This window comes from Streptomyces sp. WG7, assembly GCF_049975785.1.
Lineage (GTDB): Bacteria > Actinomycetota > Actinomycetes > Streptomycetales > Streptomycetaceae > Streptomyces.
The window spans coordinates 47985-67926 of sequence record NZ_JBNGGE010000036.1 but is presented as its reverse complement, the minus strand read 5'-3'; the positions used below and the strand labels follow the sequence as shown (position 1 = coordinate 67926).

At 73.2% G+C, this 19942-nt stretch carries 18 protein-coding genes; 8 read left to right on the top strand and 10 right to left on the bottom strand.

From position 1 onward, the window contains the following. Window positions 1–3: 3 nt before the first annotated feature. Window positions 4–1062, bottom strand: a complete 1059-nt coding sequence (locus ACP4J0_RS28460) for a fatty acid desaturase family protein (protein ID WP_426601585.1) — start codon at window positions 1060–1062, stop codon at window positions 4–6. 138 nt (window positions 1063–1200) lie between these two features. On the opposite strand from ACP4J0_RS28460, the gene ACP4J0_RS28455 reads away from it, so the two are divergent. After that, the gene (locus ACP4J0_RS28455; RefSeq protein ID WP_426601584.1) at window positions 1201–2133 is read left to right on the top strand and encodes a glutaminase; all 933 of its coding nucleotides are present in this window, start codon (window positions 1201–1203) and stop codon (window positions 2131–2133) included. A gap of 26 nt (window positions 2134–2159) precedes the next feature. Here ACP4J0_RS28455 and ACP4J0_RS28450 read toward each other — a convergent pair whose 3' ends face one another. Together ACP4J0_RS28450 and rho are read right to left on the bottom strand one after the other, a co-directional pair. Beyond that, on the bottom strand, window positions 2160–3335 hold the full coding sequence (locus ACP4J0_RS28450) for a D-alanyl-D-alanine carboxypeptidase family protein (RefSeq protein WP_426601583.1): 1176 nt from the start codon (window positions 3333–3335) through the stop codon (window positions 2160–2162). Window positions 3336–3453: 118 nt separating this feature from the next. Beyond that, window positions 3454–4593, bottom strand: a complete 1140-nt coding sequence (rho, locus tag ACP4J0_RS28445; RefSeq protein WP_426601582.1) for a transcription termination factor Rho — start codon at window positions 4591–4593, stop codon at window positions 3454–3456. A gap of 552 nt (window positions 4594–5145) precedes the next feature. On the opposite strand from rho, the gene ACP4J0_RS28440 reads away from it, so the two are divergent. Next, a complete protein-coding gene (locus ACP4J0_RS28440) occupies window positions 5146–5871 on the top strand; it encodes a class I SAM-dependent methyltransferase (protein WP_426601581.1) in 726 nt (241 codons plus the stop codon). A gap of 18 nt (window positions 5872–5889) precedes the next feature. Here ACP4J0_RS28440 and ACP4J0_RS28435 read toward each other — a convergent pair whose 3' ends face one another. From ACP4J0_RS28435 to ACP4J0_RS28415, 5 genes are all read right to left on the bottom strand, one after another. Beyond that, the gene (locus ACP4J0_RS28435) at window positions 5890–6633 is read right to left on the bottom strand and encodes a GntR family transcriptional regulator (RefSeq protein WP_426601580.1); all 744 of its coding nucleotides are present in this window, start codon (window positions 6631–6633) and stop codon (window positions 5890–5892) included. 242 nt (window positions 6634–6875) lie between these two features. Next, window positions 6876–7844 (bottom strand): acetylxylan esterase, encoded by a 969-nt coding sequence (locus tag ACP4J0_RS28430; RefSeq protein WP_426601579.1) that lies wholly within the window; start codon window positions 7842–7844, stop codon window positions 6876–6878. Between the two features lie 657 nt (window positions 7845–8501). After that, on the bottom strand, window positions 8502–9278 hold the full coding sequence (locus ACP4J0_RS28425) for a ferredoxin reductase (protein ID WP_426601578.1): 777 nt from the start codon (window positions 9276–9278) through the stop codon (window positions 8502–8504). Next, window positions 9271–9876, bottom strand: coding sequence for a sulfite oxidase-like oxidoreductase (locus ACP4J0_RS28420; protein ID WP_426601577.1), 606 nt, complete (start codon window positions 9874–9876; stop codon window positions 9271–9273). The genes ACP4J0_RS28425 and ACP4J0_RS28420 overlap by 8 nt, the downstream gene beginning before the upstream one ends. 92 nt (window positions 9877–9968) lie before the next feature. After that, window positions 9969–10463, bottom strand: coding sequence for a MarR family winged helix-turn-helix transcriptional regulator (locus ACP4J0_RS28415; RefSeq protein WP_426601576.1), 495 nt, complete (start codon window positions 10461–10463; stop codon window positions 9969–9971). A gap of 103 nt (window positions 10464–10566) precedes the next feature. Here ACP4J0_RS28415 and ACP4J0_RS28410 point away from each other — a divergent pair, with 103 nt between their 5' ends. Continuing rightward, window positions 10567–11667 carry a hypothetical protein gene (locus tag ACP4J0_RS28410; protein WP_426601575.1) on the top strand — a complete coding sequence of 367 codons (1101 nt, stop codon included), beginning with the start codon at window positions 10567–10569 and terminating at the stop codon, window positions 11665–11667. Window positions 11668–11839: 172 nt separating this feature from the next. Continuing rightward, window positions 11840–12661 carry a putative protein N(5)-glutamine methyltransferase gene (locus ACP4J0_RS28405; protein ID WP_426601574.1) on the top strand — a complete coding sequence of 274 codons (822 nt, stop codon included), beginning with the start codon at window positions 11840–11842 and terminating at the stop codon, window positions 12659–12661. A 71-nt stretch (window positions 12662–12732) separates the two neighbouring features. On the opposite strand, the gene ACP4J0_RS28400 is transcribed toward ACP4J0_RS28405, so the two are convergent. Then, window positions 12733–14841 carry a SpoIIE family protein phosphatase gene (locus ACP4J0_RS28400; protein ID WP_426601573.1) on the bottom strand — a complete coding sequence of 703 codons (2109 nt, stop codon included), beginning with the start codon at window positions 14839–14841 and terminating at the stop codon, window positions 12733–12735. Window positions 14842–15079: 238 nt separating this feature from the next. On the opposite strand from ACP4J0_RS28400, the gene ACP4J0_RS28395 reads away from it, so the two are divergent. The 4 genes from ACP4J0_RS28395 (at window position 15080) to ACP4J0_RS28380 (ending at window position 19278) form a co-directional block, all read left to right on the top strand. Beyond that, window positions 15080–15973 carry a hypothetical protein gene (locus ACP4J0_RS28395; protein WP_426601572.1) on the top strand — a complete coding sequence of 298 codons (894 nt, stop codon included), beginning with the start codon at window positions 15080–15082 and terminating at the stop codon, window positions 15971–15973. A gap of 163 nt (window positions 15974–16136) precedes the next feature. After that, window positions 16137–16505 (top strand): hypothetical protein, encoded by a 369-nt coding sequence (locus ACP4J0_RS28390; protein WP_426601571.1) that lies wholly within the window; start codon window positions 16137–16139, stop codon window positions 16503–16505. Window positions 16506–16621: 116 nt separating this feature from the next. Continuing rightward, on the top strand, window positions 16622–18637 hold the full coding sequence (locus tag ACP4J0_RS28385) for an FAD-dependent oxidoreductase (RefSeq protein WP_426601570.1): 2016 nt from the start codon (window positions 16622–16624) through the stop codon (window positions 18635–18637). Window positions 18638–18726: 89 nt separating this feature from the next. Continuing rightward, window positions 18727–19278, top strand: a complete 552-nt coding sequence (locus ACP4J0_RS28380) for a PadR family transcriptional regulator (RefSeq protein WP_426601569.1) — start codon at window positions 18727–18729, stop codon at window positions 19276–19278. Between the two features lie 20 nt (window positions 19279–19298). Here ACP4J0_RS28380 and ACP4J0_RS28375 read toward each other — a convergent pair whose 3' ends face one another. Continuing rightward, window positions 19299–19850, bottom strand: coding sequence for a hypothetical protein (locus ACP4J0_RS28375; RefSeq protein ID WP_426601568.1), 552 nt, complete (start codon window positions 19848–19850; stop codon window positions 19299–19301). Window positions 19851–19942: the final 92 nt, after the last annotated feature.

Genomic DNA, 19942 nt, shown 5'->3' with positions numbered 1-19942 from the left:
CTCTCAGCGGGCGTCGCGCAGCGGCTCCCCGACGCTCCTGAGGTGCCGCAGCGCCTGCCCGTACGAGGCGAACAGTCCCGTCTGGCAGTACGGGACGCCCAGCTCGGCGCAGTACCGCTCGGTGATGGCCTGGGCCCTGCCGAGGGCGGGCGTCGGCATGCTGGGGAAGAGGTGGTGCTCGATCTGGTAGTTGAGGCCGCCCATGAAGACGTCGACCAGCGCACCGCCGCGCACGTTGCGGGAGGTGAGGACCTGGCGGCGCAGGAAGTCGAGCCGCGTGCCCTCCTCGATCATCGGCATGCCCTTGTGGTTGGGCGCGAAGACGGAGCCCAGGTAGACCCCGAACAGGCCCTGGTGCACGGCGATGAAGGCGAGCGCCTTGCCGGGGGACAGGAGAGTGAACAGCCCGCCGAAGTACAGGACGAAATGGGCGACGAGCAGCGTGCCCTCCACCACCGGACGCTTCATGTGCGGGCTGCGCAGCGCCTTGAAGCTGTTGAAACTCAGATTGAGGCCCTCCAGCGTCAGCAGCGGGAAGAACAGGGCCGCCTGGTGCTTGCCGACGAAGCCGGGAAGCCCCTTGGCCTTGCTCGCCTGGCGCTGCGACCAGACCAGGATGTCGGGCGAGACGTCCGGGTCCTTCTCCTCGTGGTTGGGGTTCGCGTGGTGGCGCGTGTGCTTGTTCATCCACCAGCCGTAGCTCATGCCCAGCAGCAGGTTGGCCACCAGGAGGCCGCCGATCTCACTGGGCCGGCGACGGGAGAAGACCTGCCGGTGGGCCAGGTCGTGGGCCGCCAGCGCGAGCTGGCCGAAGACGGCGGCCAGCGCCACCGCGACGAACAGCTGGCTCCAGCCGTCCCCCAGGGTGAGAAGGGCGGCGACGCCGCCCGCGAGCGCGAGGGCGACGGCGCCGAAGCGCACCGTGTAGTACAGAGGGCGGCGCCGGAGCAGCCCCGCGGCGGTGATGCGCCGTGAGAGTTCGGAGAAGTCGCTTCCCTTGTCGCTTCCCTTTTCTCGTTCACGCGGGGGCAGGCTCTCGATGAGCACCGTTGGATTAGCCATGTACCTCAGTATGTGAACGGTTTCCCGGCCGCAGAATGACGTCTGCCCCCGAAGCGGGGGTGCGGCTAGCCCCACCCCCGGCACCGCGGTCCTCGGCATCACCGCCCGGCGGTGCGGCGGGACCGGACCGGAGGAACAATGGTGATCATGAGTACGCCGACTACCTTCCAGCCGGTCCTGGAGCGCATCGCCGAGGAGATCGAGCGGACCCCCGGCAGCGGCCGGCCCGCCGACTACATCCCGGCGCTCGCGGCCTGCGACCCGCGCCGCTTCGGCATGGCCGTCGCCGAGCCGGACGGCACGGTGTACGGGGTGGGCGACTGGCGGGAGCCGTTCTCCGCGCAGTCCATCACCAAGGTCTTCACCCTCGCCCTCGACCTGTCCCGCGAGGGCGACGCCCTCTGGGAGCACGTGGGCCGCGAGCCGTCCGGCAACCCGTTCAACTCCCTGGTGCAGCTGGAGTACGAGAACGGCATCCCGCGCAACCCGTTCATCAACGCGGGCGCCCTCGTCGTCACCGACCGCCTGCACACCCGCACCTCGGACGCGGCCGGGGAACTGCTGGCCTTCCTGCGTGCGGAGAGCGGCAACCCGGACCTGACCTACGACGAGGACGTCGCCGCCTCCGAGAGCGCGCACGGGGACCGGAACGCCGCACTCGGCCACTTCATGGCGTCGTACGGCAACATCGACAACCCGGTGCCGGTCCTGCTGGAGCAGTACTTCCGCCAGTGCTCCATCGCCGCGTCCTGCGCCGATCTCGCCCTCGCGACCGGGTTCCTGGCCCGGCACGGCATCCGGGCCGACGGCACCCGGCTGCTGAGCCGCAGTCAGGCCAAGCAGGTCAACGCGGTGATGCTGACCTGCGGGACGTACGACGCGGCCGGCGACTTCGCCTACCGGGTGGGCCTGCCGGGCAAGAGCGGGGTCGGCGGCGGCATCATCGCGGTGGTGCCCGGCCACTGCACGCTGTGCGTGTGGAGCCCGGGCCTGGACGAGCGGGGCAACTCGGTGGCGGGAGTGGCGGCGCTGGACCGCTTCACCACGCTCACGGGACTGTCGGTCTTCTGAACGGACGGCCGGCGGACTCGACTCCCCTACGGCCGAGACACTTTGAGCCGCAGTGCCAGCGCCATGACCCCCGCGCCGAGCAGGGCGGCGCAGGCGATCGCCCCGGCCTGGGACCAGCCCGGGGCGTCCGGCGACGGCCGCGCCGCCGGGACCGCCGAGGGCACGGCCTCCGGTCCCTGCCGGGGACGGACGCCCCCGGGCGCCAGGGAACCCACCGGATCGACGTGCCCGGCCGCCTCGAATCCCCAGTCGAGCAGTGCACGGGCCTCCTCGTACACGGCGTGGCCACCGCCCTCCTGCGGGTTCATCACGCTCACCACCAGCGTCAGCCCGTCACGGCGGGCGGCGGCGATCAGCGTGTTGCCGGCGTCGCTGGTGTAGCCGTTCTTGATGCCGACCAGCCCCGGGTACGGCTCCACGCCGTCTTCCCCGGTGAGCAGCCGGTTGGTGTTCACGATCCCGTACGAGTCCCCGTTCCGGCCGGGGAACACCGCGTCGATCTTGGCGCAGTACCGCGCGAAGTCCGGGTTGCGCAGCCCCGCCCGGCCGAAGACCGCCAGGTCGTACGCCGACGACACCTGCCCCGGCGCGTCGTAGCCGTCGGGTGAGCGCACGTGTGTGTCGTGGGCGCCGAGGGCACGGGCCTCGGCCTGCATCCTGGCCGCCGTGGCGCTCCAGCCGCCGGTGAGCGAGGCCAGGACGTGGACGGCGTCGTTGCCGGAGTTGAGGAAGACCCCGTTCCACAGATCGGAGACACGGTACGTGCGGCCCTCGACGACACCGACCAGGCTGCTGCCGGGGCCGATGCCGGACAGTTCGTCCGCGCTCACCCGGTGGCGGATGCCGGCCGGCAGGACCGGCAGAACGGTGAGGGCGAACAGCGTCTTGAGGGTGCTGGCCGGCGGCAGCTTGCGATGCGCGTCGTGCGCCGCCAGCACGTCGCCGCTGCCCGCGTCGGCCACCACCCAGGACAGCGCGGAGACGTCGGGGACCCGGGGAGCCCCGGGCCGGGGCCGGACCTGCGTGCCGGAGCGGTACAGCAGTGACGGCTGCGGCGCCGCAGCCGCCCGTGGCCCCCCGGGCGGGCCGGGGGCCGGCAACTCGGCTCGGGCGGCCGCGGCGGCGGGCATGAGCGTGAGCAGTCCCGCGGCACAGAGCACGCAGGTGGATCGAGCCGCCCGGGACGGGAATCCGATAGTCATACCGCAAACGTAGGAACGGACCCCCGGAACGCCACGCTGCCCGGGCCGAGTCGCGCGGGCAAGCACCCGGATGCCGCAGGCGAGACCGGCCCCGGGGCGCCGTCTCCCGACGGGGCCGTCAGTCGGCGGGCAGCGTCGGCTGGACGCGCCGCAGGAACGTGGCGTTGTCCGGTGTCTGGCGCATCCGCTCCAGCAGCGTCTCCAGGCCGGACTGCCCGTCCCGGGCCCCCAGGGCACGCCGCAGTCCGCGTACGGCCGTCGACTCGGCGGCGGACAGCAGGAGTTCCTCGCGTCGCGTGCCGGAGCCGGTCATGTCCACGGCCGGGAAGACCCGGCGGGAGGCGAGCTCCCGGCTCAGCCGCAGTTCCATGTTGCCGGTGCTCTTGAGTTCCTCGAAGTAGAAGTCGTCAGCACGCGAGCCGGTCTCCACCAGGGCGGTGGCGAGGATGGTGAGGGAGCCGCCCTCCTCCGCCTTCCTGGCCGCTCCGAAGAACCGCTTGGGGCCGAGCAGCGCCCCGGCGTCGACGCCGCCGCTGAGGGTACGGCCGCCGGAGGAGGCGGCGGTGTTGTGCGCCCTGCACAGCCGGGTGAGGGAGTCGAGGAGGATGACGACGTCCTCACCGGCCTCGACCAGCCGTTTGGCCCGCTCGATCACGAGCTCGGCGAGTGCGATGTGCTGTTTGGCACTCTGGTCGAAGGTCGAGGAGTACACCTCGCCCCGCACGGACCGGCGCATGTCGGTGACTTCCTCGGGCCGCTCGTCGAGCAGCACCACCATCAGGCGGGACTCGGGGTGGTTGCCGGCGACCGCGGCGGCGAGCTGCTGGAGGAGGACGGTCTTGCCGGTCTTCGGCGGGGCCACGATCAGGCCGCGCTGGCCCTTGCCGACCGGGGCGATCAGATCGGCGACCCGCCCGGTCAGGCCGGCCGCCGGGTGTTCCAGGCGCAGCCGCTCGTGCGGGTGCAGTGGTGTCAGGTCATGGAAGTGCCGTCGGGCGCCCTGCCCGTCCGGTGCGCGGCCGTTGACGCGGACGACGTCGGTCAGGGTGCGCCGGTCGCCGGGTACGCCCTCGACCAGGTCGCCCTTGCGCAGGGCGTGGCGGCGGATCAGCGCGGGGGAGAGGGAGAGATCGGACGGTTCGGGCTGGAGGTTCCTGCCCCGCAGGTGCCCCTTCCCGCTCGCGTCGATGTCGAGGACACCGTTCGCGATCTCGGCCGGGGCCTGCTGTACAGGGGGGTGTTCGAGTGTGGTGGTCATGGAGTGCGGTCCTTTCGAGGACACGGGCATGGGGCATGCGGAAGGAAGGGGGGAGAAGCCGTGCGAGGGGTCGGACGACGCGCCTCCGGACGGCGGGAACAGCACCTCGACGCAGCGGGGGAAAGACCCTGCTCGAGCGGTTGTGCTGAGAAGCGGACGCGCCGGTCGCAACAGGACGGGCGGGTCGGCGAACCGAAGGAAAACTGGCACCGGCGCCCCGAGGGGGCGTACACAGGTACTGGTCGCACCGTACCACGGGGAGTGGTGGTACGGCTACGGTGGCGGGACGTTCCTGCGTCCCACCTCCCTCAACACGTCCGGTGCGGCGGCTGTTCCTCGTTCCGTCTTCCGACTTCCGTATGCGCCTGGCCGGACTCGTCGAGGTGCCGGACGTCGCACCCGTTGATCCGGCGGTCGCCCCACCCGCGCCGCGAAGACCGGTGCGCGGTCGCTGCCGTCCGCCTCGCGCCCGACGGTGCGAGCGCGGGCTCACGGTGCGGGGAGAGCGGCGTGCCCCCGCCGGGCCCACCGGACAGGCTCTAGGCTGACCGGATGTTCAGCCCCGAAGGCCCCACCCTGCGCGAACTCGCCGTCCAGGCCCTGTCGTCGGTCGAGCGCGGCTACGACCTGCTCGCCCCGAAGTTCGACCACACCCCGTACCGCACGCCGGACCGGGTGCTCGACGCCGTGGCCTCGGCGCTGGCGCCGGCGGGGCCGTTCGAGGACGGGCTCGACCTGTGCTGCGGCACCGGCGCGGGCGTGGACGTGCTGACCCGGGTGTGCCGGGGGAGCGTGACCGGGGTCGACTTCAGCGCGGGCATGCTGGAGGTCGCCCGGGGGCGCACCGTGCCGGAGGGCCCGGCGGTCTCCTGGGTGCGCGCGGACGCCCGCGCCCTGCCGTTCGGTCCCGCGTTCGACCTCGTGGTCAGCTTCGGGGCGTTCGGGCACTTCCTCCCTCGTGAACTGCCGGGCCTGTTCACCCAGGTGCGCTCCGTGCTGCGGCCGGGCGGCTGTTTCGCCTTCCCCGTCGCCGCGCCGGCCCGCCCCGGCTCCCGGGGGTACTGGACGCTGCTCGGCTTCGACGCGGCGATGCGGGTGCGCAACGCGCTGTGGCGGCCGCCGTTCGTCATGTACTACCGGACCTTCCGGCTCGGGGACGTGGGCCGGGAACTGGCCCGTGCCGGTTTCCGGACGGACCTGCACGCCCTGCCCGAGTTCGGGCGCCGGCCCGACGGCAGCCCGCGCGCCCGGCTGGTTCTGGCCCGTCGGCTGCCGTGAGGGTGTGCGCGGGCCGGGTCAGCCGGCCGCCGGCAGTGTGAACTCGTAGACCAGCGCGTCCTGTCGGGCGTCCACGAGGAGGTCCGTGATCTCCAGCGGCCGCGCGTACTGGTCGTGCACCCGCCGGACGACCCGCACCGACGGTGTGTCCGCGAGCCGGGTGATCGTGTCACGGTGGTGGAGGGTCAGGCCCGCTCTGCGCATCCAGTCGTAGGTCCGCCTCAGCTGCACCGAGGCGGCGCCGTCGGCCCGGTCGCGGTACCGGGCCAGCTCCTCGACCTCGGCGAGCGCCACCGTGGAGAACGAGGTCACGGCCGTCCGCCGGGCGCTTCCGTCGGCGGTCGCGGAAGTGTAGCGGTGCACCAGGGTCGGCCGGTCCGGCGCCAGCCCCAGCGCCGCGGCGTGCTCCGGCGTCGGGGGCTCCCAGGCGACGGTGGCCCGGTCGCCGGTGCACGCCTCCGCGGCCCGGGCCCCGACCGGGAAGGTGAGGGACGCCGGGCTCTGGGCCGACGGCCTGGGCAGGGTGGCGTGGCTGCCCCGCCGGTCGGTGGTGAGCAGGCCGTCCCGGCGCAGCGCCTCCAGGGCCTGCCGTACGGTCTCCCGGCTCACCCCGAAGTGCGCGGCCAGCCGGCGTTCGCCCGGCAGCCGTTCGCCGGGTGGGACGGCCCCGTCGCGCAGCTCGCCGAGCAGCTGCGCGGCCACCCGCCGGTACAGGGGCCGACCGTCGGTGAGGGGGTGGTCGTGCGGGGTGGTGCGGACCATGCCGCGCCTCCTGTTGGTGACGTGTGGTAGCCGCGCGGGCTCGGTGCGCCACCAGAACTACCATTGGTCTAAACCAGTAGGGAAGGGCGGTCCGCCGGTTCGGCCGAAACCTCACGTGCGCGTCGACCGCCCGTCACCGCGCCACAAGGCGCCGTACAGGGCGTCGACGGCATCGCGAGAAGGATGTGCGGGACCGCGAGAAGGGCGCGGGACCGCTGGAGGGCCGCCCCCCCCCGGCCGGCTCAGACGTACGAGCTCAGCCAGCGCAGCTTGGCGGCCTGCTGGAAGGGGCCGCCGCCCTCGTGGTCGTTGAAGTCGTACACCTCGATCGCCTTGTCGTCGTGCGCCCAGGCGTTGAACGCCGCGAAGACGGTCGACGGCGGGCAGGTCTGGTCCTCCAGGGCCGCCGAGAACAGGGCGGGCGCCCGGCCGCGCGCCGCGAAGTGCACGCCGTCGAAGTAGGACAGCGTGCGCAGCGCGTCCTCGGTGCGGCCGCGGTGCGTCTTGAGGTACAGGCCGATCTCCCGGTAGGGCTGCCGGTCGGTGAGCCTGGTCGCGCGCGGGAAGTCGCAGAGGAACGGCACGTCCGGCGCGACGGCCGTCAGGTCCGGCACCAGGCCGCCGACGGCGATCGCGATGCCGCCGCCCTGGCTCCCGCCGAGGGCGACGGTGCGCGCGGAGTCGGTCAGCGGGTGCGAGCGGGCCGCCTCGACCGCGCGCACGGCGTCGGTGAAGACGCGGCGGTAGTAGTAGTTCTCGGGGGCGTCCAGGCCGCGGGTCATGAAGCCCGGGTACGCGGGCGTGCCGCCCACGGGGTCCGCGGTCCCGCCGCCGCCGCCCCAGGCGCTGCCCTGGCCGCGGGTGTCCATCACGAAGTGCGCCCGGCCGGCGGACGCCCACAGCAGGTGCTCGTGCGGCAGCCCGCGCCCGCCGCCGTACCCGACGAACTCCACGACCAGCGGCAACGGTTCCTCCGCCGCGGCCGGCAGGACCAGCCAGCCCTTCACCGGATGGCCGCCGAACCCGGCGAACGTCACGTCGTGCACCCGCACCGTGGACAGTCCCGTGTCGACCGGTTCGAAGCGGGCGTCCAGATCGTGCCCGCGGGCTTCCTCCAGCGTCTTGTTCCAGAACGTGTCGAAGTCCTCGGGCTCGGCCGACGCGCTGCGGTACGCGCGGAGTTCGTCGAGCGGAAGGTCGAACAGGGCCATCGAGAACCGCCTTTGCGGGGGTCAGTGCCGGACCGTACGGATGATCACACCGTACGTGAGTGATCGGAGGTCTCGCCAGATCCCCACGGGGAACGGCTGGGGACCGGCATGGCCGACGCCGGTGTTCGATCTGTCGAACCGCAGGTCAAAGGAGTGGCCTGCCGTTGGTGGGTGGGCACGGGAGCAGCGTTCCGGCGGAATTCCGGGCCAGGTGGTCGGGTCACCGGCGCCGCCCAGGCCCGCCCGCTGCGTCCACTGCGGCTCGGTGAGGGGCCGGTCACGGTCCCACTCGGCCATCCGCCGCCGCAGCGGATTGCGCCGCAGCCGCGCACCCGGGTTCGTGTGCCGGCCTCCTCGCGGTCATCGCGGCCGGAGGGCCCGCCCGGACGACCGCGCGGCTGCGGGGACCGCCGTGGCCCCGTGTCGCGCCGCGCGTGCGGGTGTTCGCCCGGGTCCGCTACCCCGCGCCGCGGTCCTGGCTCGTCAAGTCGCCCACCCCGGAACGGCGGACGGCTGTTCCGGGGCGCGGACAGGTGCCCGGTGACGCCTGGGGGTACCGGGTCGGGGGATGGCGTGTCGGCGCGGCCGCGGTCGCGCCGTCGCCGGTCGCGCCGCCCACGCGGCCGAGCCGCGGGCCGGCGTGTCCCGGGGTGAGGGTCAGCCGAAGCGTTCGATGCGGATCCGGTGCACCGGCTGGCCGGCCGCCACCAGCAGTCGCGAGGCGTGCTCCGCGAAGGAGTTGGAGCCGCACACGTAGGCCTCCCACCCGTCGGCGGGCGGCTCGGACAGGAGTGGTGCCAGGTGTCCGGCCGCCATCCGGCCCACGGGCGTACCGGCCGGCGCGTCGCGGGTGAACACGGGCGTCGTCTCCGCACCGAACTCGCGGGCGTAGATCAGCTCCTCGGGGCTGCGGGCCGACACCAGCAGTCGCAGCGGCACCGTCAGTCCCCGCGCCCGGTGGTGCCGCACCATGGACATCAGCGGGACGACACCGGAGCCGGCACCCAGCAGCAGGGCGGGCCGGTCGCCGGGCCAGGCGAAGAAGCCGCTCAGCGGGCCGCGCACCTCGACCCGGTCGCCGGGCCGGGCCACCGTGTGGAACCAGCCGGACACCTCTCCGTCCGCGACGTGGTCGAGGGTCAGCTCGATGTGCCCGGAGTCGTCCGGCGCGGACGCCAGCGAGTAGTGGCGCTGGGCCGCGTAGCCGTCCTCGGCGGACAGCCGCAGCATCAGGTGCTGGCCGGGCAGATGGCCCGCCCACCCGGGCACCGCGAACCGGAAGGTGGACGCGCGGGGCGTCTCGCGGCGGATCTCCGTGAGCGTGGCCGTCTGCCACGTCCCGGCCACCCGGCCGTTCACTTCGATGCGCCCGGGCACGGCGAACCGCGTCGGGGGAGTGAAGGCCCGTGTCGTGTGCGTCGCTGTCTCAGTCACCGGAGTACCGCTGCTCCTCCCAGGGGTTGCCGCGCGCGTGGTAGCCGTTCTGCTCCCAGAAGCCCGGCTCGTCGTGGTCGAGGAGCTCCAGGCCCGCGATCCACTTCACGCTCTTCCAGAAGTAGAGGTGCGGCACCACCAGCCGCGCCGGGCCGCCGTGCTCGGCGGCGAGCGGCTGCCCGTCGTACTCCCACACGATCCAGGCGCGTCCGCCGGTCAGGTCGGCGAGCGGCAGGTTGGCGGTGTAGCCGGTGTGCGCGTAGGCGACGGCGTGGGTGGCGGACGGCAGCGGGCGCGCCGCGTCCAGGAAGGCGTCCAGGGACACGCCCCCGAACCGCACCCCGAACTTCGACCAGCCGGTCACGCAGTGGATGTCGCCCGCGTACGCCGACGCGGGCAGCCGGTGTGCTCCGGCCCAGTCCCAGGTACGGGGCTCGGTCACCAGCCCGCCCACGCGGAAGGTCCAGTCGGCGGGCGACAGGTCGGGCGTGACCTCGGCGGACAGCACGGGCCAGTCGTCGCCGGCGTCGTACTGGCCGGGCGGCAGCCCCGGCCGCGCGGCGCGCGGGCGTCCGGTGAAGCCTCGGGTGATGTGCATGCGGTGGGGCCTTTCGGGCCGCCGCGAGAGAAGCCCGCGGCCGGCGTGGTCAGTGCGTACGCGGTCAACCGTACGTGCCCCGCGGGCGGTCCTCAGCCCCGGTCCTCGTCGGGTGCGGCTCCCCGCCACGCGTTGTACCGCTCCAGATACGCGGCGAAGCGGAGCAGGTCGTCCTCGGGCCAGTCGGCGAGCCGCTCCCGGAAGGCCGTCCGGCGGCTCTCGGTGACCTGGGCCAGGATGCGCCGCCCGGCCTCCGTCAGGTGCAGGACCTGGACGCGGTGGTCGTCCGGGGCGACGCGCCGCTCGACGAGGTCGGCGCGCTCCAGGGCGGACACCTGGCGGCTGACGGTGGACTTGTCCAGGGCGTAGTGGGCGGCCAGGTCGGTGGCCCGGCAGCCGTCCCGCTCCTCCAGATGGCCGAGCAGCGTGTACGACACCAGGGACAGCTCCGGGTGCATGCGGCCCGCCGAGGCGCGGGCGCGGCGGGCGAAGGCCGTCATCTCCCGCTGGATGACCTCCACGGCCGCGTCCGCCGGGCGGTCGCCGGGCGTGACGGTCGTCTCATCGGGTGTCTCCGCTGTCGTCACAGGTCCTCCTCCACATTGCTAGTTGTATAGTACAACTTGAAGAGGGAGTTGTATAAGCCAACTATTCGCTCCTGTCGAACCGAACCATTGGAGGATGTGAGCGATGAGGTCGCCCGCCCTGCGCCACGTGCTCACGCACCTGATCACCCCGCTGCTGATGTGCGTCGGCATGGGGCTCGCGTACATGGGGGCCTTCGTCACCCCCGAGCCGAACCACCTGCCGGTCGCCGTCGTCGGCTCCGGGCCCGACGCGAAGGTGCTCGCCCAGTCCGTCAAGGACAAGGCCGGCGACGACCTCGACGTGCGGACCGTCGCGACCCGCGCCGACGCCGTCGACCTGCTGAAGGCGCGCGACATCACCGGCGCCTACGTGCCGGGCGGCACGGCACCCGAGGTCGTGGTGGCCACGGCCGCCTCCGACATGGGTGCCATGGCCGCGGAGAAGGTCTTCGCGCCCCTCGCCGAGCAGCGGGGCGTTCCGTTGAAGGTGACCGACGTGGTCACCCCGGCCGACGACGACCCCACCGGCCAGGGCCTGTTCTTCCTGCTGATCGCGGTCAGTATCGGTTCCTACGCCTCCGTGGCCGCCCTGGGCGCCGCCGGCGCCGCCCTGCCGATGCGTGTCCGGGCCCTGCTCACCCTCGGCGTCTCCGTCGTCGTCAGCGGTGTCGGCGCCCTGCTCGCCGGGCCGGTGTTCCACCTCGCCCACCACGACCTCGCCGGTGTGTGGGGGATGGCCTGGCTCTACGCCGCGGGAATCCTGTTCATCGGGGTCGGTCTGCACACCTTCCTCAAGCGCTGGACCACGCTCGCCATGATGGTGCTGTTCGTGATGCTCAACTTCACCAGCTCCGGCGGGCTGTTCCGGCCCGAGCTGCAGAACGGCTTCTTCGGCACCCTGCACGCCTTCTGGAACGGCGCCGGGTTCGTGGAGGGCGCCCGCAGCCTGCTGTACTTCGACGGCGACGGACTGGGCCGCAGCGTCTGGACGCTGGCCGCCTGGCTGCTGCTCGGCCTCCTGGTGACGGCCCTCGCCGCCCTCCGGGAGCGGAGCACCACGGCACCCGCTCCGGCCACCGCCCCGAAGCACGCGAGGCCGGACGGGAGGAAGACCGTGTCCGCGGCCGGCGAGGAAGCGGAGGACGCGGAGGAGGAGTCCGAGGAGGAAGCGGAGGAAGAGGCCGAGGAGACCGTCGGCGTCTGATCGTTGGGGTAGTGTGACCGTCGGCCGCGGACAGTCCCGGCCGACGGACGCCTGGGAGGTGAGACCCATTACCGCTGTGTCGGCCCGGGTGCTCTCACCTCACGGCAGTGCGGTCCCCGCCAACGGGTGACCGTGAGAGCGCCCTTCGGTTCTCGAAAGGCTCTCGGCTTCCATGCCCCCACTGTTCTCCGCGTCCCCCTTTCCCGTCCCCTTCTCCGCCTCGTTCCCAACCGGTGACTCCGTCGTGGCAGCGCTCCGCGCCGCGGGCTGCGTCTTCGCGGAGGACGAGGCGGAGTTGCTTCTCGCCGCGGCCCGCACCGCCGAGGAGCTGACCGCCCTGGTGGACCGCCGCGTCGCCGGCCTGCCCCTCGAACTCGTCCTCGGCTGGGCCGAGTTCCGCGGCCTGCGCATCGCCGTCGCCCCCGGCGTCTTCGTCCCCCGCCGCCGTACCGAGTTCCTGGTGACCGAGGCCCTCGCCCACGCGCCGGACGCGGCCGTCGTCGTGGACCTGTGCTGCGGCTCCGGCGCCGTCGCCGCCGCACTGGCCGCCGCGCTGGAGGCGCCCGAGGTGCACGCCGCCGACGTCGATCCGGCCGCGGTGCGCTGCGCCCGCGGGAACCTCGCGGCCGCCGGCGGCCGGGTGTACGCGGGTGACCTGTTCGACGCGCTGCCCGACACGGTGCGCGGCCGGGTGGACATACTCGCTGCCAACGTGCCGTACGTCCCCACCGGCGAGGTCTGCCTGCTGCCCGCCGAGGCCCGTGACCACGAGCCGCTGGTCGCCCTCGACGGCGGCACCGACGGCCTCGACGTGCTGCGCAGGGTCGCCGCCGAGGCGCCCCGCTGGCTCGCGCCCGGCGGCTGCCTGCTGGTCGAGACGAGCGAGCGGCAGGCACCGGCGGCCGTCGACACCTTCACCCGCGCCGGTCTGACCACCCGCCTGGCGGTCTCCGAGGAGCTGTACGCCCATGTGGTGATCGGCGTCAGGGAGTGAGGGCGCCCTCCCGTTCGAAGGCGTCCGGCGTCAGGGAGTGACGGCGCCCTCCCGTTCGAAGATGTCCGGCGTCAGGGAGTGAGGGCCCCCTCCCGCTCGAACGTGTCCGGCGGCGTGGCCCGGGCGATCAGCAGGGCCACGTCGTCGGAGTTCCCCGGCTCGTGCAGGGTGCGCAGGAGCAGGTCGCAGACCTCCTCCAGAGGGCGGTCCGGGCCCTCCAGCGTGGCGAGGAGCGCGTCCAGCCTCTCGTCCAGCGGATGCCGGCGCGTCTCGACGAGCCCGTCCGTGTAGAACACCAGCCGGTCACCCGGCTCCAGGTCGACGGCGGTGGTCGCGAAGGCGACGCCGCCCACCCCGAGCGGCACCCCGGTGGGCAGGTCCAGCAGTTCCGGCGGGCGGCCGGCGCGCAGACGGACCGGCGGCAGGTGCCCGGCGTTGGCGATCAGGCACCGCCGCCGGTGCGGGTCGTGGACCGCGTAGAGGCAGGTGGCGATGGCCTGGTCCAGGCCGGCCGTGGTCCGGTCGAGGTGTTCGAGCAGGAACGCCGGATCGAGGTCGAGGGCGGCCAGGGTGTTCGTCGCGGTGCGCAGCCGCCCCATGGAGGCCGCCGCCGCGATGCCGCTGCCCATCACGTCGCCCACCACGAGCGCGGTCTTGCAGCCCGCCAGCTCGATCACGTCGAACCAGTCGCCGCCGACCTCGCTGGTCGCCTCGGCCGGCTGGTAGCGGGAGGCGACCTCCAGCCCGCCCGTCACCGACGGATGGCTCGGCAGCAGGCTGCGCTGGAGGGTGAGGGCGGCGTCGCGGGCGTTCTGGTACCAGCGGGCGTTGTCGATCTGTACCGCCGCGCGGACGGCCAGCTCCCGGGCCAGCAGCAGATCGTCCTCGTCGAACGGCAGCGGGTTGCCGACCCGTTTGAGGTCCAGGGCGCCGAGCACCTCGCCCCGCGCGATCAGCGGCACCGCCAGACAGGAGTGCGCACCCGCCCGGCGCAGCAACTCGGCCGCCTCCGGTGAACGGGCGATCCGCGGCAGGTCCTCCTCCGTCACCCGCTCCACCAGCACCGGCCGGCCGGTGCGCACGCACTCGGTGACCAGCCGCTCCGGCCCGTACCGGACGACCTCGCCGGGCGGATCGGCCTCCCGCAGCGCCTGAGCGCAGTCCTCCGCCTGGACGGCCAGGGTCCGTAGCATCGCCGGCTCGGCGGGGCCCAGGGTGCTGCGCCGGCCCTTCACCACGGCCTCCAGCAGATCCACCGCCGCGATGTCGGCGAGGTCCGGCACGGCCACGTCGGCCAGCTCGTGCGCGGTACGGTCCAGCTCCAGCGTGGTGCCGATCCGTGCGGAGGCGTCCGCCACAGCGGCCAGCCGGCGCCGGGCGGCCTCGGCCTCGACGCCCGCCCGGTACTGCTCGGTGACGTCCACGACCGAGACCGCGACGCCCAGCACGGCGCCGACGGCGTCCTCCAGCCGGTACAGCGAGACCGACCACGCGTGGTCCTGGTCCGGGTCGGCTGGGGTCCGTCCGGTCGCGGACCGGTCGATGACCGGCTTCCCGGTCTCCAGGACCCGGCGCGCCGCCGCTTCCAGATGGCCGGCGTCCACCTCCGGCAGCACCTCGCGGACCGTCCGGCCGAGGTGGTCCTCGGCGGGGATGCCGTTGATCCGTTCCAGGGACGGGTTGACCGAGACGTAGCGCAGCTCGGTGTCGAGGACGGCCAGCCCGATCGGGGACTGCCGGATCACCCGCGTGGAGAGCGCCACGTCGCGCTCCAGCCGGCGCACGGTCGACCGGTCGGCCGCGAGTCCCAGCGCGTAGACGTCGCCCCGGTCGTCCAGGAGGCGCATGTTGCGGAACTCCACCAGTCGGGTGCTGCCGTCCTTGCGGCGGATGGGGAACGCTCCGGCCCAGCTCCGGCCGGTCCTCATGACGTCGGCGAACAGCTTGACCACCAGGTCGAGATGCCGTTCGTGGACCATGATGCGGGCGGCGTACTGCCCCAGCGCCTCCTGCGCGGAGTATCCGAACAGCTCCTCGGCCTGCGGGCTCCACAGGACGATCCGGCCGTCGGTGTCCAGTACGACGGAGGCCACGTTCAGCACGTCGAGCAGCCCGCTGGGCCGCACCGGTCCGCGCGGCGACGCGTCGCCCCCGAACCCGGCAGACCCGGCTGCACTCATTCCACGCCCCGCCTTCGCCGTTCCACGCGGCACGCCCCTGTGACGCCGGTTCCCCTGCTCTGCCGCGTTCCACCATGCACGGGGCCGTTCGCCCGAGGCCTCTGCCGTCTCCTTCCAGCATCACCCGGTACGGCGGCGACCGCCGCACGGACACGGCCGAGGTTGGTCTGTACATGACTTCCTTGTCGCGTCAGACTGTGCGCCGAGTGCGTACCGCCCCCCACCTAGGAGCCCGACCATGCCCCTGCGTGCCTGGCAACGTTGTCACGCCGTCCTGACCGGACTCGCCGCCCTCGCTCTCGCCCTCCCCCTCGCCCTCGCCCTCGCCGGTCCGGCTGTCGCGGCCGCCCCGGCCGCCGACACGTGGACCGAGGTGGGCTCCGACCGCGCCGATCCGCTGACCGAGAGTCAGGGGCTGGCCTCGGTCGAGGTCCCGGCCGGCAGCCCCAACCGCTACACGGGCATCGGCACCATCCCCCTGAGTCTCAGCAGTCGCGGCTGGAACCACGTCGGTGATCCCGACGCCTCCTACGACGGCCACTACATCGAGCCGTACCAGCGGGACGACGGGAACACGAAGATGTTCCGCGTGCAGGCGCCGGACGGGCGCTGGTCCGAGTACGTGCACACGCTGAGCCCCGGCGAGGCGCTGAACAACTCCTGGTCCGCCGTCTCGCCGGACGGACAGTGGATGCTGGCGGGCGAGTGGGGCACCATGAACCGGCTGCTGGTCTTCCCGACACCCGGCGTCAACGCGAGTACCTCGCCCTCGGCGGATCTCCCGCAGGCGGCCACCGTCCACCTGGACCGCGCGGTGCGCGACGTCCAGGGCTGCGACTTCCTCGACGCGGCCACGCTGCTGTGCTCCTCCGACGACCCCGAGGGGTCCCTCTTCGGCATCACCAAGCCACTGCTGCGCATCGACCTGTCCGCAGCGCCGAACGGCGCCGCGGACGTCACCGGCCACGTCACGGCCCTGCGGCAGCTGCCCCTGCGGAGCTCCTGCTCCGGCGGCTTCGAGGCGGAGGGCATCGACTACGACCGGCGTACCGGCACGCTGCGCGTGATCGTCGTGTCGCCGGGATTCTGTGTGCTGACGGACAGCAAGACGTACCGCTTCACCCGGGGCTGACCGCCCACGGTCACCGGCACGCCCACGGTCACCGGCACGCCCACGGTCACCGGCACGGCACGGCACGGCACGGCACGGCACGGCCACGGCCGGACCGTGCCGGTAGTGCTCCGCCGCAGGTGGTGCTTTTCTGGTGGTACGGGCCACGAGAGGAGCGATCACGATGGACGCTGAGCGACTGCATCCGGAATCCGTCTCGGTGGAGCTGAGCGGGTGCAGCAAGGAGGACGCCCGGACCGTGTTCGACGCCCTGTGCAAGTGCTTCTCGTCCGACCGGCGCCCGGACGAGGTTCCCCGCGACTACGACGAGGTGCGCCCCACCGTGTGGCTCGGCACCTTCGACGTGGCCGAAGCCAGGGGGGAGTGCGCCCCCGCCCGTCTCGCGGCGTCCGTGGAGGCCGACGTGCAGGGTGGCTACTGGGCGATCGAGCGGTTCCGCACCACCCTGGACTCCCTGTTCACCGTGCACGACCTGAGCACGGCCTCCGGGGACCAGGAGCGGGAGCTGCACGTACGGCTGGAGAGCCACTGACCGAGGCCCGCCGACGACGCGGCGGTGTGGTGTGCGCCGCCTTCTTCTGCAACTAGTTGCAAAAGAAGGCGGCGGTCCTCTACAACAGAGGCATCACACCGCGCACGGAGGGCCCGATGAGCCGCTACCCCCACCTGCTGAGCCCGCTCGACCTGGGCTTCACCACGCTCCCCAACCGGGTTCTGATGGGTTCCATGCACGTCGGCCTGGAAGAGGCCGAACGCGGCTTCGAGCGCATGGCCGCCTTCTACGCCGCCCGCGCCCGCGGGGGAGTGGGCCTCATCGTCACCGGCGGCATCGCCCCCAACGACGAGGGCCGGCCGTACGAGGGCGGCGCCAAGCTCACCACCGCGGCGGAGGCGGACCAGCACCGGGTCGTCACGGAGGCAGTGCACCGCGAGGGCGGCCGGATCGCCCTGCAGATCCTGCATTTCGGCCGCTACGCCTACCACGCGGACCTGGTCGCCCCGAGCCCCCTCCAGGCCCCGATCAGCCCCCACGTGCCCCGCGAGCTGACCGACGCCGACATCGAGCGCACCATCGACGACTACGTCCGCACCGCCCGACTCGCCCGCGAGGCCGGGTACGACGGCGTCGAGATCATGGGCTCCGAGGGCTACCTCATCAACGAGTTCATCGCCGCGCGCACCAACCACCGCACCGACCGCTGGGGCGGCTCGTACGAGAACCGCATGCGCCTGCCCGTCGAGATCGTCCGACGGGTGCGCGAGGCGGTCGGCGAGGACTTCATCGTCGTCTACCGCCTGTCCATGCTCGACCTGGTCCCCGGCGGCTCCACCCTCGACGAGGTGATCACCCTCGCCAAGGCCGTCGAGGCCGCCGGAGCCACCATCATCAACACCGGCATCGGCTGGCACGAGGCCCGCATCCCCACCATCGCCACCTCCGTGCCGCGCGGCGCCTACACCTGGGTGACCAGGCGCCTCATGGGTGAGGTGTCGGTGCCGCTGGTCACCACCAACCGCATCAACACCCCCGAGGTGGCCGAGCGGCTGCTCGCCGAGGGCACCGCCGACATGGTCTCGATGGCCCGCCCGATGCTCGCCGACCCCGACTTCGTCGCCAAGGCCGCGGCCGGCCGCCCCGAGGCCATCAACACCTGCATCGGCTGCAACCAGGCCTGCCTCGACCACACCTTCAGCGGGAAGATCACCTCCTGCCTGGTCAACCCGCGCGCCTGCCACGAGACCGAGCTGGTCCTCACCCCGACCCGGCGGCGCAAGCGCGTCGCGGTCGTCGGCGCCGGACCCGCCGGGCTGGCCTGTGCGGTGAGCGCGGCCGAACGCGGCCACGAGGTCACCCTGTTCGACGCCGCGAGCGAGACCGGCGGCCAGCTCAACGTCGCCCGCAAGGTCCCCGGCAAGCAGGAGTTCGACGAGACACTGCGCTACTTCCGTACCCAACTGGCGGCGCACGGCGTCGACGTACGCCTGAACACCCGGGTCGCGGCCGACGACCTGGCCGGCCACGACGAGGTCGTCGTCGCCACCGGCGTCACCCCGCGCACCCCGGACATCCCGGGCGTCGACCACCCGAGCGTCGTCGGCTACCTCGACGTGCTCCGCGACGGCGCCCCCGTCGGAGACCGCGTCGCCGTCCTCGGTGCCGGCGGCATCGGCTTCGACGTCGCCGAGTACCTCACCGACGGCGGCGACAAGGCGCACGAGGACCCGGAGGCGTACTTCCGCCTCTGGGGCGTCGACACGGACTACCGGACCGCCGGGGGCCTCGCCGCCCCCGAGCGTCCCGCGCCGCCGCGCACCGTCCACCTGCTCCAGCGCAAGACCACCAAGGTCGGCGCCGGCCTCGGCAAGACCACCGGCTGGATCCACCGCACCGAGCTCAGGCACCGCGGCGTCACCATGGTCCCGGGAGTGCGCTACGACCGGATCGACGACGCCGGTCTCCACATCACCGTCGGCGACGAGTCCACGGTCCTGGAGGTCGACACGGTCGTCCTGTGCACGGGCCAGGAACCGAGCCGCGGCCTGTACGACGACCTGGTCGCCGCCGGGCGCAGCGCGCACCTCATCGGCGGCGCCGACGTGGCCGCCGAGCTGGACGCCAAGCGCGCCATCAAGCAGGGCACCGAGCTGGCGGCGGCGCTGTAGAAGGTGCGGCGGGCGCTGCACGGGGTGCGGCTGCGCTGCAGAGGACGCGCGGACCGGAAGGCGCGGGGGGCCGTCCCTAGGATGAGCGCATGTCACTCCCGCACGCGATCCTCACCGCCCTGGTCGAAAAGCCGTCGTCCGGGCTGGAGCTGACCCGCCGGTTCGACAGGTCGATCGGCTACTTCTGGTCGGCGACACACCAGCAGATCTATCGCGAACTGGGAAAACTGGAGGCGGCGGGCCTGATCCGCACGCTTCCCGGACAGCAGCCGGCCCGCGGGCAGAAGAAGTCCTACGAGGTCCTGCCCGCGGGCCGGGACGAACTGGCCCGCTGGGCCGCCGCCGCACAGGACCCCAAGCCCCTGCGGGACACGATGCTGCTGCGGCTGCGTGCCGCCGCGGTGGTCGGCACCACCGGTATCGAGGCGGACCTGCGACGCCATCTGGAGCTTCACGAGCGGCAGTTGAGCGAGTACGAGGAGATCGAGAGGCGGGACTTCCCGCCCGGGAAGGACAGCGCCGAGGACCGGCTGCGGCACCTGGTGCTGCGCGCCGGCATCGACCTGGAGACCTTCTGGACCCAGTGGCTCAGGCACGCCCTGGCGGAGTTCGCCGAGCTGCCGGATGACGAGCCGGCCTGACGGAGGCCGGGGCGGGCCGGTCAGAACCGGTACGGCCTGCGGCGGCGGCGCAGGAACCACGCCGCGGCGATGACGCCCGTGCCGGCCAGCGCGCCGCCCGCCACGAGGGTGGCCGTGCCGTAGTCCTCGACGGCTCCGCCGAGACCGCCCGTGACACCGCGTGGTGACGCGGAGGGAGAGGGGGACGGGGAACGGCTGGGCGAAGGTGTGGGCGCCGCGGAGACGATGACGGTCTGGGCGCCGGCGGTGCTGTTGTTGGAGCACATGACGATGACCGTGTAGGTGCCCGGGCTGATGCCGGACCAGCCGGCGGACTGTCCGGAGCTCGTTCCGGACAGCGCCACCTGGCGCCCCTGGGCGAAGTCCCCCTGGCTGCCGGTGATCAGCGACGCGGTGCCCCAGCTGCCGCCCAGCTGGGCGCAGGCGGTGGTCGTGACCGACACGTTGGTCCCGGTGGTGCTCACGGAGATGCCCGGGCCCGCGGAAGCCGCCCCGGCAGCCAGGGCGACGGGCAGCACGGCAGCCGCTGCCACGGTCAGGCCGGAGCGGAGAAGTGGCGATGAGATGCGCATGTGGACTGCCCTCCGGCAGCACGGTCGGCGGTACATCCCTTGCGCCGCCGAGATCGGGAACGGCCCGTGCTGTCCCAGGGGCAGCCAACAGG